The sequence below is a fragment of the Pseudoroseicyclus sp. H15 genome, assembly GCF_054353345.1.
In genome coordinates this window covers 357,590-371,733 of record NZ_JBTHJE010000001.1, presented here as the reverse complement: position 1 = coordinate 371,733, position 14,144 = coordinate 357,590, and the positions used below count along the sequence as shown (strand labels likewise).

At 66.3% G+C, this 14,144-nt stretch carries 18 protein-coding genes; 8 read left to right on the top strand and 10 right to left on the bottom strand.

Annotation, left to right across the window (positions count from 1 at the left end; genetic code table 11):
- Positions 1 to 38: 38 nt before the first annotated feature.
- From trxA to ACXN5S_RS01685, 4 genes are all read left to right on the top strand, one after another.
- Positions 39 to 359, top strand: a complete 321-nt coding sequence (trxA, locus tag ACXN5S_RS01700) for a thioredoxin (protein ID WP_458603652.1) — start codon at positions 39 to 41, stop codon at positions 357 to 359.
- Positions 360 to 447: 88 nt separating this feature from the next.
- Positions 448 to 1,005 carry an ATP-dependent protease subunit HslV gene (hslV, locus tag ACXN5S_RS01695; protein ID WP_458603651.1) on the top strand — a complete coding sequence of 186 codons (558 nt, stop codon included), beginning with the start codon at positions 448 to 450 and terminating at the stop codon, positions 1,003 to 1,005.
- A gap of 179 nt (positions 1,006 to 1,184) precedes the next feature.
- Positions 1,185 to 1,580, top strand: coding sequence for a hypothetical protein (locus ACXN5S_RS01690; RefSeq protein WP_458603650.1), 396 nt, complete (start codon positions 1,185 to 1,187; stop codon positions 1,578 to 1,580).
- Positions 1,581 to 1,716: 136 nt separating this feature from the next.
- The gene (locus tag ACXN5S_RS01685) at positions 1,717 to 2,124 is read left to right on the top strand and encodes a hypothetical protein (RefSeq protein WP_458603649.1); all 408 of its coding nucleotides are present in this window, start codon (positions 1,717 to 1,719) and stop codon (positions 2,122 to 2,124) included.
- Positions 2,125 to 2,193: 69 nt separating this feature from the next.
- On the opposite strand, the gene ACXN5S_RS01680 is transcribed toward ACXN5S_RS01685, so the two are convergent.
- From ACXN5S_RS01680 to ACXN5S_RS01670, 3 genes are all read right to left on the bottom strand, one after another.
- Positions 2,194 to 2,676: a hypothetical protein gene (locus tag ACXN5S_RS01680; protein ID WP_458603648.1), complete on the bottom strand. Its 483-nt coding sequence runs from the start codon at positions 2,674 to 2,676 to the stop codon at positions 2,194 to 2,196.
- Positions 2,677 to 2,800: 124 nt separating this feature from the next.
- Entirely contained in the window at positions 2,801 to 4,168 is a 1,368-nt protein-coding gene (locus ACXN5S_RS01675; protein WP_458603647.1) for a polysaccharide biosynthesis/export family protein, read from the bottom strand.
- 94 nt (positions 4,169 to 4,262) lie between these two features.
- Positions 4,263 to 5,021 (bottom strand): metallophosphoesterase, encoded by a 759-nt coding sequence (locus ACXN5S_RS01670; protein ID WP_458603646.1) that lies wholly within the window; start codon positions 5,019 to 5,021, stop codon positions 4,263 to 4,265.
- A 120-nt stretch (positions 5,022 to 5,141) separates the two neighbouring features.
- Between ACXN5S_RS01670 and hslU the strand changes: the two genes are divergently transcribed.
- Together hslU and ACXN5S_RS01660 are read left to right on the top strand one after the other, a co-directional pair.
- A complete protein-coding gene (gene hslU / locus ACXN5S_RS01665; protein WP_458603645.1) occupies positions 5,142 to 6,449 on the top strand; it encodes an ATP-dependent protease ATPase subunit HslU in 1,308 nt (435 codons plus the stop codon).
- A gap of 235 nt (positions 6,450 to 6,684) precedes the next feature.
- Positions 6,685 to 7,908 carry an MFS transporter gene (locus ACXN5S_RS01660; protein ID WP_458603644.1) on the top strand — a complete coding sequence of 408 codons (1,224 nt, stop codon included), beginning with the start codon at positions 6,685 to 6,687 and terminating at the stop codon, positions 7,906 to 7,908.
- On the opposite strand, the gene ACXN5S_RS01655 is transcribed toward ACXN5S_RS01660, so the two are convergent.
- Genes ACXN5S_RS01655 through ACXN5S_RS01645 form a run of 3 tightly spaced genes read right to left on the bottom strand, consistent with a single transcriptional unit; the run spans position 7,891 to position 10,186 of the window.
- Positions 7,891 to 8,493: a Smr/MutS family protein gene (locus ACXN5S_RS01655; protein ID WP_458603643.1), complete on the bottom strand. Its 603-nt coding sequence runs from the start codon at positions 8,491 to 8,493 to the stop codon at positions 7,891 to 7,893. The two genes, ACXN5S_RS01660 and ACXN5S_RS01655, sit on opposite strands and share 18 nt — an antisense overlap.
- Positions 8,493 to 9,530, bottom strand: a complete 1,038-nt coding sequence (gene mltA / locus ACXN5S_RS01650; protein WP_458603642.1) for a murein transglycosylase A — start codon at positions 9,528 to 9,530, stop codon at positions 8,493 to 8,495. Before mltA ends, ACXN5S_RS01655 begins: the two co-directional genes overlap by 1 nt.
- Positions 9,527 to 10,186, bottom strand: coding sequence for a Tim44/TimA family putative adaptor protein (locus ACXN5S_RS01645; protein ID WP_458603641.1), 660 nt, complete (start codon positions 10,184 to 10,186; stop codon positions 9,527 to 9,529). The genes mltA and ACXN5S_RS01645 overlap by 4 nt, the downstream gene beginning before the upstream one ends.
- Before the next feature lie 128 nt (positions 10,187 to 10,314).
- Between ACXN5S_RS01645 and ACXN5S_RS01640 the strand changes: the two genes are divergently transcribed.
- Together ACXN5S_RS01640 and secB are read left to right on the top strand one after the other, a co-directional pair.
- Positions 10,315 to 10,803 (top strand): FxsA family protein, encoded by a 489-nt coding sequence (locus ACXN5S_RS01640; RefSeq protein ID WP_458603640.1) that lies wholly within the window; start codon positions 10,315 to 10,317, stop codon positions 10,801 to 10,803.
- 88 nt (positions 10,804 to 10,891) lie between these two features.
- Positions 10,892 to 11,428 (top strand): protein-export chaperone SecB, encoded by a 537-nt coding sequence (gene secB / locus ACXN5S_RS01635; protein WP_458603639.1) that lies wholly within the window; start codon positions 10,892 to 10,894, stop codon positions 11,426 to 11,428.
- A 16-nt stretch (positions 11,429 to 11,444) separates the two neighbouring features.
- Here secB and dnaQ read toward each other — a convergent pair whose 3' ends face one another.
- The 4 genes from dnaQ to ACXN5S_RS01615 are packed head-to-tail and all read right to left on the bottom strand — an operon-like array spanning position 11,445 to position 14,137.
- Positions 11,445 to 12,131: a DNA polymerase III subunit epsilon gene (dnaQ, locus tag ACXN5S_RS01630; RefSeq protein ID WP_458603638.1), complete on the bottom strand. Its 687-nt coding sequence runs from the start codon at positions 12,129 to 12,131 to the stop codon at positions 11,445 to 11,447.
- On the bottom strand, positions 12,124 to 12,705 hold the full coding sequence (coaE, locus tag ACXN5S_RS01625) for a dephospho-CoA kinase (RefSeq protein ID WP_458603637.1): 582 nt from the start codon (positions 12,703 to 12,705) through the stop codon (positions 12,124 to 12,126). Before coaE ends, dnaQ begins: the two co-directional genes overlap by 8 nt.
- On the bottom strand, positions 12,702 to 13,538 hold the full coding sequence (locus ACXN5S_RS01620) for a shikimate dehydrogenase (RefSeq protein ID WP_458603636.1): 837 nt from the start codon (positions 13,536 to 13,538) through the stop codon (positions 12,702 to 12,704). Before ACXN5S_RS01620 ends, coaE begins: the two co-directional genes overlap by 4 nt.
- Positions 13,535 to 14,137 carry a Maf family protein gene (locus ACXN5S_RS01615; RefSeq protein WP_458603635.1) on the bottom strand — a complete coding sequence of 201 codons (603 nt, stop codon included), beginning with the start codon at positions 14,135 to 14,137 and terminating at the stop codon, positions 13,535 to 13,537. Before ACXN5S_RS01615 ends, ACXN5S_RS01620 begins: the two co-directional genes overlap by 4 nt.
- Positions 14,138 to 14,144: the final 7 nt, after the last annotated feature.

Sequence of the window (14,144 nt, the reverse complement as noted above, 5' to 3'; positions counted from 1 at the left end):
TACGTTCAGCCCTCGACATCTTGTGCTAGGAGGCTTCCATGGCCACGATACCCGTCACTGACGCGACATTCGAATCCGAAGTTCGCAATGCCGACGTCCCCGTCGTCGTCGATTTCTGGGCAGAGTGGTGCGGCCCCTGCAAGCAGATCGGCCCGGCCCTCGAAGAACTTTCCGAGGAATACGGCGACAAGCTGAAGGTCGTCAAAGTCAACGTTGACGAAAACCCGGATACCCCCGCCCAGATGGGTGTGCGCGGCATTCCGGCGCTGTTCGTCTTCTCCGGCGGCCAGCCCGTGTCTTCCCGCGCCGGTGCGGCGCCGAAGGCCGCGCTGAAAAGCTGGATCGACAGCGCGATCTGATTGCCGATCATCTGAATACCAGGGCGCCTTCGGGCGCCCTTTTCATTTTCGCCCCGGCCCCCATATCCGCCGGGAAGGAGGCTTTCCCATGGCAGACAGCGAATTTCCCGGCTGGCACGGCACAACGATCATCGGCGTGCGCAAGGGCGGCGAGGTCGTCGTCGCCGGCGACGGCCAGGTGACCCTCGGCCAGACCGTCATCAAGGGCACCGCCACCAAGGTGCGCCGGCTCGCCCCGGGCGGGCGTGAGGTCGTCGCCGGGTTCGCCGGCTCGACGGCGGATGCCTTCGCCCTGCTGGAGCGGCTTGAGAAGAAGCTGGAGGCCACGCCCGGCCAGCTGCAGCGCGCCAGTGTCGAGCTCGCGAAGGACTGGCGGACCGATAAATACCTGCAAAAGCTCGAGGCAATGCTGATCGTCACCGACGGCAAGGACCTGTTCGTCATCACCGGCGCCGGCGACGTGCTGGAGCCCGAGCATGACGTCACCGCCATCGGCTCCGGCGGGAATTACGCGCTCGCGGCGGCCCGCGCCCTGATGGACAGCGAGCATAGCGCCGAGGAGATTGCGCGCCGGGCCATGGCCATCGCCGCCGATATCTGCGTCTATACGAACGGCAATCTGACCGTGGAGCGAATCAGCGGCTGATCTTTCGCGCCGCATTGCGGCAAAAGCGCCACCACGATTGGCGCTTTATTGCGCATTTCGCGCCGAAACAGGCTTCGATATTCCGAAACGGACAAATGATGTCGCCCGCGCCGCTATGCAGGCCGGGGCTGCTTGTGTTAACGCTGGGACAGCTTCGCCCACCTTGAGGATTAGTAACAATGAACCGTTTGATGATTATCGGCGCCACCGCGCTCGCGCTCGGCTCCGCCCCCGTCTACGCTGACTCCGTCATGGATATCGCCATGCAGTCCGGAGCTTGCGGCTCTGGCGCTGTGACTTCGGCGACTCTCGATGCCGGCGGCAGCATCCTCGTCACCTGCGGCGACCCCGTTGGCGTGACGCAAGACAGCTTCCCGCGCCTTCGCAATCTGCTTAACGGTGGCGGCGCTGGTGCCGGCGTCGGCGGCGCTGCGGCTGGTGCGGCTGGTGCGGCTGGTGGCGTCACCGCCTTCGGCGGCGTCTTCGCTCAGCTCGCTCTGTCGGTCGGTCTTACCGCTGGCAGCATCGCAGCCGGCAACGCTGTTGGCGGCGCGACGCCGAACACAACGAACTAATACCGGGTAACCGGCTCTGATGCGCCGCGCCCAAAAGGCGCGGCGCATACATTTTGAAGTGCATTGGTAGGCGAACCTGTTTATTCGCGCCCTGATCCTGGGGCACAACGAAGCCTGAGACTGAGAAGGAAAATATATGACCAAGTTTCTGACGATTGCGGCCACCGCCCTCACCCTTGGCGCGGCCCCCGCCATGGCCGATGACCTGATGAGCATCGCCACCCAATCCGGCGCTTGCGGCTCTGGTGCCGTCACCTCCGCCTCGCTCGATTCCGTGTCTGGCAACCTGCTGGTCACCTGTGGCGACGCGGTTGGCGTGACGCAGGACAGCTTCCCGCGCCTTCGTAATCTGTTCAACGGTGGTGCCGGCGGAGCTGGCGGCGCGGGCGCCGGCGTCGGCGGCGCTGCGGCTGGTGGCCTGGGCGCGGGTGTAACCGCCTTCGGTGGTATCGCTGCGCAACTCGGTATCGTTGCCGTTACGACGGTTGGTGCGATCGCGGCCGGCAATGCCGTTGGTGGCTCGACCCCGAACACGACCAACTAAGCTTAGCGGGCCAAGGCCCGGAGTTTTGCGCCGCGTCCCTTCCCGGGTCGCGGCGCTTTCGTTTTCTGGTCAGCAGCTGCGGTAACCCATGCGGATCAGCTCCTGCCCCGAGATGTGGCGCATGCTGATACGCAGGTACCTCGCGTCCTGCATGAACCAGCTGCGCAGCGGTTCGCGATAGAACTGCGCCATAACGTTGGACCAGTGCTCGAACATCTGCGGCGGCAGCGGCGCCCCGTAGCTGCTAGGGCCGTGAAAGCCAAAGCTGGTACTTGGCGAGACGCAGACATCGCTCGCGCCCAGATAGAGAGTGCAGGCCGAATAGCAGATGTTGCCGCGTATCTCGACGCGCTGGCCCGAAGCCATCAGCTGGCGAACGAAGCGCGCCCGCGTATCGACGAGACCGCCCCGGTCATTGCCCACGACCAGCGGCGGATAGGTTACCTCTGCCAGGGCGCTCGCCGGCAAGACAATCAAGCCGGCGCTCAGCGCCAGGCAAAGCTGCAGAATCGCCGCCGCAGTGCGGCAGCGGGCCCAAAAAGAGAATCGCATGATAATCTACCCCCTCAACTCACTCACCGCTTCGCGGCAGGTGAGAAGGAAGCATGAATATCTTACGCGGCTCTCAACCTTCGAATCTTAGCTAAATTCAATCGTTTCGCCTGCGCGCGGACGATTATTCGAGAGCTCCGGCGGCCGAGTTGAGAAGCACCGGGAAGAACTGCTGCAACGCGCGGTTCCAACGTGTGATCGGCTGCTCTTCGATGAAGATGATGTCGTCGGGTCGCATCTCCATCCGCGTCGCCAGCGTCAGGTTGATGGCGTTGGAGGCATCGAGATGCCAGGCCGTGACCGCGCCGAATTCGCGCGGGTCGGACGAAGCGCGAAGCACGTAGATCTGCGCCGGGTTGCCAGTGGCCGTCTGGAAGCCACCATTGCCGTAAAGCACATCGGCCAGTGACGCCTGCTGGTTCAGAGGCAGCGGCTGGCGACCCTGGTTGGTCACCTCGCCGGCGAGATAGACGTAATCGAATTCGATAGCACCGAGATCGAGCTGGGCCTGGTAGTTCGCACGCACCTCGTTCAGCGCGGCGCGGCGCAGGCCGATCTCTGTCGACAGCTCGCTCAGCGCTTGAGCGCGGGCGCTCGACTCCAGCGTCGTGAGCTGGATCTGCTGCTGATAGAAGTCGAGCGCGCGGTCGAGATCGTAGCCCGTATCGACGAACACCGAATCTCCATCCGTCAGGCGGATGTTCTGCAGATCGGCCCGGTCGCGATAATCTTCCAGCGGGATCTCATAGAGCGTGCCGTCGCGATAGATGCGGATCGAGGCGAATTCCGGGTTGGCCACCTGGATGCCGCCGGCGGCGGTAATGGCATCGTTGATGGTGGGCAGGGTCAGCGCCACCGGCACGCGGGTGTCGTTCGTCACCGCGCCGCCGATGTTGACGTATTGCGAATTGAAGTTCGACACCTCGAGGCTGAAGCTCGGGTCTATCCCGCCCTGGATGAAGCGATCGAAGAGCTGCGCCTCGGCCTGCTCGATGGTCAGGCCCGCCATCTCGATGGTGCCGATCTCGGGGATGGTGACGGCGCCATCGTCTCGCACCGTGTAATCCTGCCGCACGTTCTGGCCGGCCACATCGGCCGACAGCGGGTCGAGCACGTCTTCGCGCGCCCGCGTCGCCAGGCGGATCTGATCGCCCACACCGATTCGGTAGGAGGTATCGTCAGCCGACGGCGGCGGGCGCAGAGACAGCTGGCCCGGCGTCAGGTCGGGCACCTGCGGCGAGGACGGCAGCGCCCCAATCCCGCGCGGCGTGCCGCCGCCGGCGACCTGGCTGAAATAGGCGGGCAGGCTGCGGGGCGCGTAAGGCTGCCGATTTGCAAGCAAAACCGATTCCGGGGTGACGGGCAGCACGCGCACGTCGAGGCCGGTCACCTGGTCGCTCACCGTCGGGCTGAAATAGGTCACGCCGCATCCGGCCATGGAAAGTGCACAGCCCAGCAATGTGGCGCGCAGCGTCATCGAAATCGGTGTCATCCGCCCCTCGGTCTCTTTGGCTGGCCACCCGGGGCGGCCGATTTGGCAAAATCTTAACTCAGACGGCCTGCTTTGTTGAACAGCCTTAATTGGCTCAGGCCGAATTGTTATTTCTGTGCTGCAAGAAATGCACGTTTGACCCGTTAATGAGAGCAGCCGTTAGGCAACCTGTCGCATAGGCACCCGTATCCAGGGCGATTCGGCCCAGCACCACGCTGGGCTCGGGCACGATGACATGGCCGTGCACCACCCACATTCCGTCCTGCCGCGGCGTCGTCATAAAGCCGGGCGCGCCCCAAAGACAGGCCGCCTCGTCCTGCTCCTCAATCGGCACCTCCGGGTCGCCGCCGGCGTGGATGGCGGCAACGTTGCCGCTGATGTAGCTGGCGCGCAGCCGTTCCATCCAGGTGATCATCTCCGGGCCCATGGCCTCTTTCAGCTCCGCCGCCGCGGCCTTCAGCTGTTCCGGCGAGGGTGTCAGCCCCAGCCCGCCGATCCCGAAGGAAGCGAGCGTCTGCAGCCCGCCGTTGCGCAACCAGCGATCCCCGGTCCGCCGCGGTTTTTCCAGGAAATCCAGGCACATGGCCTCGTGATTGCCCATCAGACAGATGGCATTCTGCAGGCCTATCAGCCTTCGCAGCACCTGCGCCGATTGCTCGCCCCGGTCGATGTAATCGCCGAGAAGCACGATCTGATGGCCCGGCGCCTCGTCGTCCAGCCGGGTAAGCATGCCGTCCAGCAGCGTATCGCATCCATGCACATCGCCGATCAGCGCGAGCGGCTGGTCGGGGGCGAGCGGGGCATCGAAGCTGGGGGTCGGGGCTCGAAAGAACTTGGATAGGAAGGACTTCATTCCGGGTCTTCAGTCTGCAACATCCGCTGACTGTACCGCCCCGTCGCGCGGTTTGGCCAGCGGCGGGGTTGGAAAATGGCGCATCGCCGCCTAAGTCGCCGGTTAAACCCGGAGTACAGTATGTCAGACCTCACGCCGCGCGAGATCGTCTCGGAGCTCGATCGTTTCATCATCGGCCAGAAGGAAGCCAAGCGCGCCGTAGCCGTTGCCCTGCGCAGCCGCTGGCGGCGCAAACAGCTGCCGGCTTCGCTGCGCGAAGAGGTGTTCCCCAAGAATATCCTGATGATCGGCCCCACCGGCGTCGGCAAGACAGAGATCTCGCGTCGCCTGGCCAAGCTGGCGCGCGCGCCCTTCCTCAAGGTCGAGGCCACCAAGTTCACCGAGGTCGGCTACGTGGGCCGCGATGTCGAGCAGATCATCCGCGATCTCGTCGACAGCGCCATCCTGCAGACCCGCGAGCAGATGCGCGAAGATGTGAAGGCCCGCGCGCAGCAGGCCGCCGAAGACCGGGTGATCGAAGCGCTGGCCGGCGAGAATGCCCGCGACCAGACGCGCGAGATGTTCCGCACCAAGCTTCGCGCCGGCGAGCTCGATGACAAGGTCGTCGAGCTGGAGGTGGCCGACAATTCGCAGCCCGGCGGCATGTTCGAGATTCCCGGCCAGCCCGGCATGATGGGCGGCGGAATGAATCTGGGCGACATCTTCGGCAAGGCCTTTGGGCAACGCACGGTGACGAAGAAGATGCGCGTTGCCGACAGCTACGACGTGCTGATCGCCGACGAGGCCGACAAGCTGCTCGATGACGAGGCGGTCAAGCGCGCCGCGCTCGAGAGCGTCGAAGAGAACGGCATCGTCTTCATCGACGAGATCGACAAGGTCTGCGCCAAGTCAGAAGCGCGCGGTGCCGATGTCTCCCGCGAGGGCGTGCAGCGCGATCTGCTGCCGCTGATCGAGGGCACCAATGTCTCCACCAAGCACGGGCCTGTCCGCACCGACCACATCCTCTTCATCGCCTCGGGTGCCTTCCACGTCGCCAAGCCGAGCGACCTGCTGCCCGAGCTGCAGGGCCGCCTGCCGATCCGCGTCGAGCTGCGCGCGCTGACCGAGGAGGATTTCGTCCGCATCCTGACGGAAACGGACAACGCCCTCACGCTGCAATACACCGCCCTGATGGGCACCGAGGAGGTCGAAGTCACCTTCACCGACGACGGCATCCACGCCCTCGCCCGCATCGCGGCCGAGGTGAACGAGAGCGTCGAGAACATCGGCGCCCGCCGCCTCTACACGATCATGGAGCGTGTGTTCGAAGAGCTCAGCTTCACCGCCCCCGACAAGGGCGGCGAGAAGGTGGTGGTCGACGAGGCCTTCGTCGAGAAGAACGTCGGCGATCTCGCGCGCAGCTCAGACCTCAGCCGGTACGTACTCTGATCCAAGGCGCGCGCGCTCGAAAAACCGCGCGCGCCCCCTCTTCCAACGCTCCGCCTGCCCCATGCCCGCCGCCCGATCCTCTGCCGAGCGCGGCCCGCCACCGCCCCCCAGTCTTTGCTCCAAGAAAATCCTCGGGGGGAGTCGCCTCTGGCGACGGGGGGCAGACAGCCCCCCTCCCCGCTCTCCACACGGCGCACCCTTCCCTTTCCCGCCAAAGCGGCAGAGGAAGGCCTCCATGTCTTTTTTCACCTTCATCCGCGACAACTGGCTCTTCCTGCTTGCCGGGGTGCTCCTGTCGTTCAGCTCCTCCTACGGGCAGACCTTCTTCATCGCGCTGTTCTCCGATCAGATCCGGGGTGAGCTGGGGCTCAGCCATGGCCAGTGGGGCGGGCTCTATACGATCGGCACCACCGCCTCGGCGGCGCTGATGCTCTGGGCCGGGGCGCTCACTGACCGGTTTCGCGTGCGGCATCTGGCCATCGCGGTGATGGGCGGGCTGGCGCTGGCCTGTCTAGCAATGGCGAACCTCGCCGGCATCGCCATGCTGCTGGGCACCATCTTCGCGCTGCGCTTCTTCGGGCAGGGCATGATGAGTCAGCTCTCCACCGTCGCCATGGCGCGCTGGTTCGTCGCCACGCGCGGGCGGGCGCTTTCCATCGCCGCCATGGGATTCGCGCTCGGGCAGGCGGTTCTGCCGATCACCTTCGTGGCGCTGGCCGAGGTGATGGCCTGGCGCTGGCTCTGGGTGGTCGCCGCCGGGCTGGTGCTGGTGATGCTGCCGGTGATCCTGCGGCTCCTGCGCGCCGAGCGCAGCCCGCAGAGCTTCGCGACGGGCGAGGAGAGCGCCGGCATCAGTAACCGGCACTGGACACGGGGCGAGATGCTGCGCCATCCGCTGTTCTGGTGCCTGGTGCCGCTGCTGCTTGGCCCGCCGAGCTGGGGCACGGTGCTGTGGTTCCAGCAGGTCGAGCTGGTGGCCGAGAAGGGGTGGACGCTGGCGGGCTTCGTCGCCCTGCTGCCGCTCTTCACCGCCGTCTCCGTCAGCACCACGCTGGCCTCCGGCATCGCCATCGACCGGTTCGGGCCGATGCGGATGCTCCGGCTGTTCCTCATCCCCTTCATCATCGCCTTCGTGCTGATGGCCCGGGCCGAGAGCCTTCTGGGCGCCGCCGTGGCCCTCTGCTTCGTCGGCATGGGCATGGGGCTGGCGGGCACCGTCGTCGCGGCCTTCTGGGCGGATGTGTATGGGACGCGCTTCATCGGGGCGATCAAGTCGGTCAACGCCTCGATCATGGTCTTCGGCTCGGCGCTCGGCCCCGGCATCTCGGGCTGGCTGCTCGACCGCGGTATCGGGATGGAGGCGCAGTTCATGGCCTTCGCGCTTTATTTCGCCGTGGCGGCCCTGCTCGCCTGGGTGGCACTCAGCCTCTTCGCCCGCCCCTCAGCGATGCCGGCGTAGATACACGTAATAGGCCCCTTCTCCGCCATGGCGGATATGGGCCGGCGTGATCTGCATGACGATGGTGCGCAGCGGCGGCAGCGCCAGCCAGTGCGGCACGTTGTGGCGCAGCACGCCCTGGCGCACCGGCATGGGCGCCAGCTCGTCGCGGCGCTTGCCCTTGCCGGTGATCACCAGCACCAGTCGGTGCCCCTGGGCATGGGCCGTCAGCAGGAAGCTGGTGAGATAGGGGTGCGCCTCGGCCGCCGTCATGCCGTGCAGGTCGATGCGGGCATCGGGCTTCAGTTTGCCGCGGGTCAGGCGCCTGTGGGCCTTGTTGTCCATCGTGGGCGGCTTGGCGCGCAGCGCCTCAGCCATGCTGGGGGCGAGGTCGTCCTTCACCGGCTTCGGCGCCGCCTTCTCGCCCATGCGGAAGGGCGGCAGCGGCGCGTTGCGACGAGGCTCGGGCCTGGACGCGGGGCGCTCTGGCTTGGGCGCCGGAGTGGGCGGAGGGGCCGGGGCCTTGGGATGCATCGGCTCGGCCTGGCGCGCGATGCTGTCCCAGAGGCGGCGCTCCTCTGGCGAGAGATGTCTGGGCCGGCGCATCAGCGGATCTCCGTCTCCGCATCCGCCGCAAGGGCATGGGCGAGCTGGATGGGCAGGAGCATCACCATCCGCCCGCCATCGCGGATGTTGCCGGCGGCGCTGCCTGCGGCGCGCCCGGTGCCGAAGAAGATATCGGCCCGCTGCGGCCCCTTGATGGCCGAGCCGGTGTCCTGCGCGATCATCAGCCGCTGCATCGGCTCGTCGCCCTGCTTCTCCATCCAGACCGGCGCGCCGAGCGGCACATAGGCCGGGTCGACGGCCAGCGTGCGCATGGGCGTGACGGAGCGGTTCATGGCGCCGAGCGGGCCCTTGTCGGCGGGCACATCGTCGACCCGGCGGAAGAACACGTAGGAGGAATTGCTGCGCAGCAGGTCCAGACCCTCATCGGGGTTGGCGCGCACCCAGGCGCGGATACGGTCGAACGACACCTCATGCGGCTCGAAGATGCCACGGGCGATGAGCGCCTCGCCGATCGAGCTGTATTCGCGCCGGTTGGCGGCGGCATAACCCAGCCGCATCAGCTCTCCCCCCGGCAGGCGGATGCGGCCAGAGCCCTGGATCTGCAGGAAAAAGGCATCCACCGGGTCGGCTACCCAGGCCAGGGCAAGGCCTCGGTCATCGAGTATCCCGCTCTCCTCGATCTCGCGGCGCGTCAGCCAGGGGCCGCTGTCGGGCAGCTCCGGCGGCGGGGCGTAGAGGGGGACGTGGTAGTAATCGCTGCGAAAGCGGTCGCCGCGCAGCTCCGGCTCGTAATAGCCGGTGAAGAGCGCGGGTGTATCGCTCTCCAGCTCGACGGGCAGGAAGAAGCGCTCGAAGAACGCCTTCGCGTCCGGCCCCGTGCGCCCGAAGGCGCAGAGCGTCGCCCAGTCGCGGCCCCGCATGTCGCCGCAGGTGGAGAGGAAGACGTCCAAAGCCGCAGCGTGGTCGTCGTCCTCCCAGCCGGAGAGGTCATCGAAAGAGAGGATGCGGGCGGTCGGCATGGGATAGGCGGCCCCCGCGATGAGAAGCGCCAGGCCTGCGACAGCCCAGCGGATCATTCGCCAGTGGCGACCAATTGCCAGTTGGGATCGTCGCTCTTCATGTCGCGAGAGAACGTCCAGACATCGCGCTGGCGGCGCCGGTCGGTCAGCGAGCCATCGACGATATCGCCGGCACGGTCACGCACGGCCCAGATGAGCTCGCCCACGAAGCGCACGGTGAGGTCACCGGCGCCGGTCTGCTCGTCATACTCCGCTTCCTTGAGCGACAGCTCAGACAGGCCCTCGAACTTGGCTTCGATCTGCAGGCCCTCACGCTCACGCTCTTCCACCACATGGGCGAAGGCGGCGTAGACGTCATCCGACAGGAAGGCCCGCACACTGGCTAGATCGCCATGCTCGAAGGCCATCAGGATCATCTCATAGGCGCCGCGCGCCCCGTGCAGGAACTCGCCGACCGAGAAGGACGGGTCGGCGCGCTTCATCTCGGCCAGGGCTTTGGCCGAGGGCGAGTTTTCCGGCACATGATCGATGATATCACGGTCGGGGCCGCCCTCGATCACTTCCAGTTCAGGGCGTGAGAGGCGCTTGTCGGTCTGCCCCTTCACGGCCTTTTTCTCGAAGCCTTCGCGCGTGCCGAGCACGCTGCGCAGGCGCAGGATCAAGAAGATGGCGATACCGGCGAGAACCAGTAATTGAAGGATCGGACCGTTCATGGAGAGTCGACTTTCGACAGTTCGGCGTTGCGATGAGGCATACAGACCCTATCTAGGGCGGGCGAGGGGCCAAGTCCACCTTGGCCCCTGACAGAAAAGGCCCAACCGGGCCCAGAGGAGGTTGAGCCATGTGGCTTTTCGCGGCCTTTCTGGCTGTACCCATCATCGAGATCGCGCTGTTCATCCAGGTGGGCGGTCTGATCGGGCTCTGGCCGACGCTGGCCATCGTGGTCATCACCGCCCTGCTCGGCACCTATCTGGTGCGGCGCGAGGGCGCGCGGGCCATCAATGACCTCAAGCGCAGCTTCAACGAGCTGCGCGACCCGTCCGAGCCTCTGGCCCACGGGGCTATGATCCTCGTCTCGGGCGCCCTTTTGCTGACGCCCGGCTTCTTCACCGATGCATGCGGCTTCGCGCTGTTGGTGCCGCAGGTGCGGCGCTTCGTGTTCAAGCATGTGCGCGAGCGGGTGGTGGCGCAGAGCTTCACCTACGGTACGGCTCAACCGCAGCACGACCCGCGCGCGCCCCAGAGCGGCGACATCATCGACGCCGATTTCGAAGAGGTGACGCCCGGCAAACGGCCGACGCACGAACCCTCTGGCTGGACACGTCACTAACGCCAAAGCCGCACATAGCGGGCTTTTGCGTTGAGGCGCGGGGCGCCGCCTGTTACGCAAACGCGATTTATAACAACGGGAGCCCGACATGGCCGATACGCCCGAGACCCAACCGAACGGCAGCGCGCCCAACGGCGCCGCCCCTCAGCAACCCCAGCAGCAGATCAGCCAGCGCGTTCTCGCGCAGTTCATCCGCGACCTGTCTTTCGAGAACGTGCTCAGCCAGAAGGGCGCCCAGCCCGACGCCGTGCCGGAAGTCTCAGTGCAGGTGAACCTCGATGCCCGCAAGCGCGGCGAGGATACCTACGAGGTCATCACCAAGCTGAAGATCACCTCCAAGGCCAAAGGCACCGAGACCGTGCTCTTCCACATGGAAGTCGAGTACGCCGGCATCTTCGAGATCAAGGGCGTCGCGCAAGAGCAGCTGCACCCCTACCTGATGATCGAATGCCCGCGCCTGACCTTCCCCTATCTGCGCCGCATCGTCTCTGACATGACGCGCGATGGTGGCTTCCCGGCCGTGAACCTCGAAAACATCGATTTCGTCAGCCTCTATCGCGCCGACATGCAGCGCCGGCTTGAGGCGCAGAAGGCCGCCGGCGAAACGCCGACTGCTGACGCCTGATCGGGCTGGGCCGCGCTCAGGCCTGACGCCAGAGCGCGCCCTCGCCGATCTTCTCCACGAACGCCTCATGCGCCGCACGCTCCGACTCTGTCAGCCGGGGCGGCAGGCGCTGGGGACGCGGCTGGGGGCGCCAGGCCGTGGCGCTGCCTGGCGTGTTGCTGCTGGCCGGCCCGCCGAGCACCAGGTCGGGCTGCCGGCCGCCGATCAGCTCAAGATACACCTCCGCCAGGATCTCGCTGTCGAGCAGGGCCCCGTGCAGGGTGCGCGACGAATTGTCGATGCCGAAGCGGCGGCAGAGCGCATCGAGCGAGGCGGGCGAGCCCGGGAACTTGCGCCGCGCGATGGCGACGGTGTCGATGCTCTGCTCCATCGGCAGCAGCGGCTTGCCGGCCCAGCGAAGCTCGGCATTGAGGAATTTCATGTCAAAGGCGGCGTTGTGGATGACGAGCTTGGCATCGCCCACGAAGGCGAGAAACTCATCGGCGAGATCGGCGAAGAGCGGCTTGTCGCGAAGGAATTCCTCGCTCAACCCGTGCACCTCGAACGCCTCCTGCGGCATGTCGCGTTGGGGGTTGAGGTATTTGTGGTAGGTGCGGCCCGTGGGGATATGGCCATTCAGCTCTACGGCGCCGATCTCGACGATGCGGTCGCCGGTTTCGGGCTCGAAGCCGGTGGTTTCGGTGTCGAGGACGATCTCACGCATCGGCGATCTCCTTGAGGATGGCCCGCACCTGGGCGCGGGCATGGTCTAGCGTATCGGTGACGACGGTGAAATCCGCCCGGGCCCGCTTTTCGGCATCCGGCATCTGCCGGGCGAGGATGGCGGCGAACTTCTCCTCCGTCATCCCCGGGCGGGCGAGGACGCGCTCGCGCTGCATCTCGGGTGGGCAGGATGTGGTGATCGTCTTGTCGAAAAGCCCCTCCAGCCCGGTCTCGAAGAGCAGGGGGATGTCGCAGAGGGTGACGGGGGCGGTTGTTTCGGCAAGGAAACGCGCGCGGTCGTCCGCGACGAGCGGATGCACCAGTGCCTCAAGCCGTTTCAGCGCCGCCGGATCGGCGGTGACAAGGGCAGCGAGGGCAGGGCGGTCGACCCCGCCTTCGGATGTAATCGCGTCGGGGAAGTCGCCTCGCAGCACCTCCGCCCCATCGCCACCGGGCGCGTAGAGCCGGTGCACGGCGGCATCGGCATCCCAGATGGCCACCCCTTCGTCGGCGAACATCGCCGCGGTGGTGCTTTTGCCGGTACCGATGGAGCCGGTAAGACCCAGCCGCGTCATTGGCCGAGGGCGGCGGCGCGGGCGGCGTCATCCACCTCGGGTTTCACGCCGAACCAGCGCTCGAACCCCGGCACGGCCTGGTGCAGCAGCATGCCCAGGCCATCGACGGTGGTACACCCGGCCTCCTCGGCCTCTGTCAGAAGGCGGGTGCGGAGGGGCTGGTAGACGAGATCGGTCACCAGCTTGCCCGGCGAGAGCCCGTCGAGCGGCACGCGCAGTTCGGGGCAGCCCTGCATGCCGAGCGAGGTGCAGTTCACGATGGTCTGGGCATCTTCGATGGCATTGCCGGCCTGCACCCAGTCGACCACGGTGATCTTGCTGCCGAAATCCTGCTTCAGCGCCTCGGCCTTGGGCCTCGTGCGGTTGCTCAGCAGGATTTCTGTCGCGCCATCCTCGATGAGCGCGCCGATGACCGCGCGGGCCGCGCCGCCGGCGCCGAGCACGCAGCAGGGGCCGGTAGCGGCCGACCAATCGGGCGCGTGCTGGCGGATATTCGCGAGAAAGCCCACGCCATCGGTATTGTCGGCATGGATGCCGCCATCGGCGCGAAAGATCAGCGTGTTGGCGGCGCCGAGCAACGTGGCGCGGTCAGAGATATGGTCGGCGATGTCGAGCACCGCGACCTTGTGGGGGATCGTGACGTTGCAGCCGACGAAGCCCATCTTGGGCATGGCGGCCAGCACATCTTTCAGATTGTCTTCGCTGACCGGCAGGGCGACGTAATCGCCCTTAATTCCATAGGTTTTCAGCCAGTGGCGGTGCAGCTGCGGCGAGCGCGAATGTCCGATCGGGTGACCGAGGACACCGGCGAGGGGAAAGGAATGTTCGCTCATGCCGGATATGTTCCGCGAAGCCGCAGGTATGACAAGAGGGGCAGCAGCGGCAAACCCAGGATGGTGGCCTGATCGCCCTGAATGTCGCTGAAGAGCGCCAGCCCCTCCTCCTCGATCTTGTAGGCGCCGACGCTGTCGCCGACGCCGGGCCAGGTGCGGGCGAGGTAAGCTTCGATTTCGGCAGCGGTGAGCGCATGCATCGTCAGACGCGCGCGAGTGATGTGACGCCAGATGGGCTCACCCTGATCGTAAAGCACGGCGGCGGAGAGCAGCTCATGCGTCTGCCCGGCGAGGCGGTCGAGCTGGGCCGCCGCCTCGTCGCGGCTTTCGGGCTTGGCGAGCACCTCGCCCTGGTGGACGAGCACCTGATCGGCGCCGAGCACAATGCGGCTGTCATGCCGGCCGGCGACCTTGCGCGCTTTCGCTTCTGCCAGCGCATCGGCGATGTCTCGCGGCTTGGCGCCGTCGGCGGCCAGCGCTTCGCGGATCGCCACCTCGTCGACGCGGGCGGTGACCACTTCGAACGGCAGACGCACCTGCTTGAGCAAGGCGGCGCGGATGGCGGAACCGGAGGCAAGGATGAGGGCTGTGGATGACATGGGGGAC

Excerpts from the sequence above, each read along its gene's own strand:
- trxA (WP_458603652.1), top strand. The coding sequence starts at position 39 with ATGGCCACGATACCCGTCACTGACGCGACATTCGAATCCGAAGTTCGC.
- hslV (WP_458603651.1), top strand. The coding sequence starts at position 448 with ATGGCAGACAGCGAATTTCCCGGCTGGCACGGCACAACGATCATCGGC.
- ACXN5S_RS01690 (WP_458603650.1), top strand. The coding sequence starts at position 1,185 with ATGAACCGTTTGATGATTATCGGCGCCACCGCGCTCGCGCTCGGCTCC.
- ACXN5S_RS01685 (WP_458603649.1), top strand. The coding sequence starts at position 1,717 with ATGACCAAGTTTCTGACGATTGCGGCCACCGCCCTCACCCTTGGCGCG.
- ACXN5S_RS01680 (WP_458603648.1), bottom strand. The coding sequence starts at position 2,676 with ATGCGATTCTCTTTTTGGGCCCGCTGCCGCACTGCGGCGGCGATTCTG.
- ACXN5S_RS01675 (WP_458603647.1), bottom strand. The coding sequence starts at position 4,168 with ATGACACCGATTTCGATGACGCTGCGCGCCACATTGCTGGGCTGTGCA.
- ACXN5S_RS01670 (WP_458603646.1), bottom strand. The coding sequence starts at position 5,021 with ATGAAGTCCTTCCTATCCAAGTTCTTTCGAGCCCCGACCCCCAGCTTC.
- hslU (WP_458603645.1), top strand. The coding sequence starts at position 5,142 with ATGTCAGACCTCACGCCGCGCGAGATCGTCTCGGAGCTCGATCGTTTC.
- ACXN5S_RS01660 (WP_458603644.1), top strand. The coding sequence starts at position 6,685 with ATGTCTTTTTTCACCTTCATCCGCGACAACTGGCTCTTCCTGCTTGCC.
- ACXN5S_RS01655 (WP_458603643.1), bottom strand. The coding sequence starts at position 8,493 with ATGCGCCGGCCCAGACATCTCTCGCCAGAGGAGCGCCGCCTCTGGGAC.
- mltA (WP_458603642.1), bottom strand. The coding sequence starts at position 9,530 with ATGATCCGCTGGGCTGTCGCAGGCCTGGCGCTTCTCATCGCGGGGGCC.
- ACXN5S_RS01645 (WP_458603641.1), bottom strand. The coding sequence starts at position 10,186 with ATGAACGGTCCGATCCTTCAATTACTGGTTCTCGCCGGTATCGCCATC.
- ACXN5S_RS01640 (WP_458603640.1), top strand. The coding sequence starts at position 10,315 with ATGTGGCTTTTCGCGGCCTTTCTGGCTGTACCCATCATCGAGATCGCG.
- secB (WP_458603639.1), top strand. The coding sequence starts at position 10,892 with ATGGCCGATACGCCCGAGACCCAACCGAACGGCAGCGCGCCCAACGGC.
- dnaQ (WP_458603638.1), bottom strand. The coding sequence starts at position 12,131 with ATGCGTGAGATCGTCCTCGACACCGAAACCACCGGCTTCGAGCCCGAA.
- coaE (WP_458603637.1), bottom strand. The coding sequence starts at position 12,705 with ATGACGCGGCTGGGTCTTACCGGCTCCATCGGTACCGGCAAAAGCACC.
- ACXN5S_RS01620 (WP_458603636.1), bottom strand. The coding sequence starts at position 13,538 with ATGAGCGAACATTCCTTTCCCCTCGCCGGTGTCCTCGGTCACCCGATC.
- ACXN5S_RS01615 (WP_458603635.1), bottom strand. The coding sequence starts at position 14,137 with ATGTCATCCACAGCCCTCATCCTTGCCTCCGGTTCCGCCATCCGCGCC.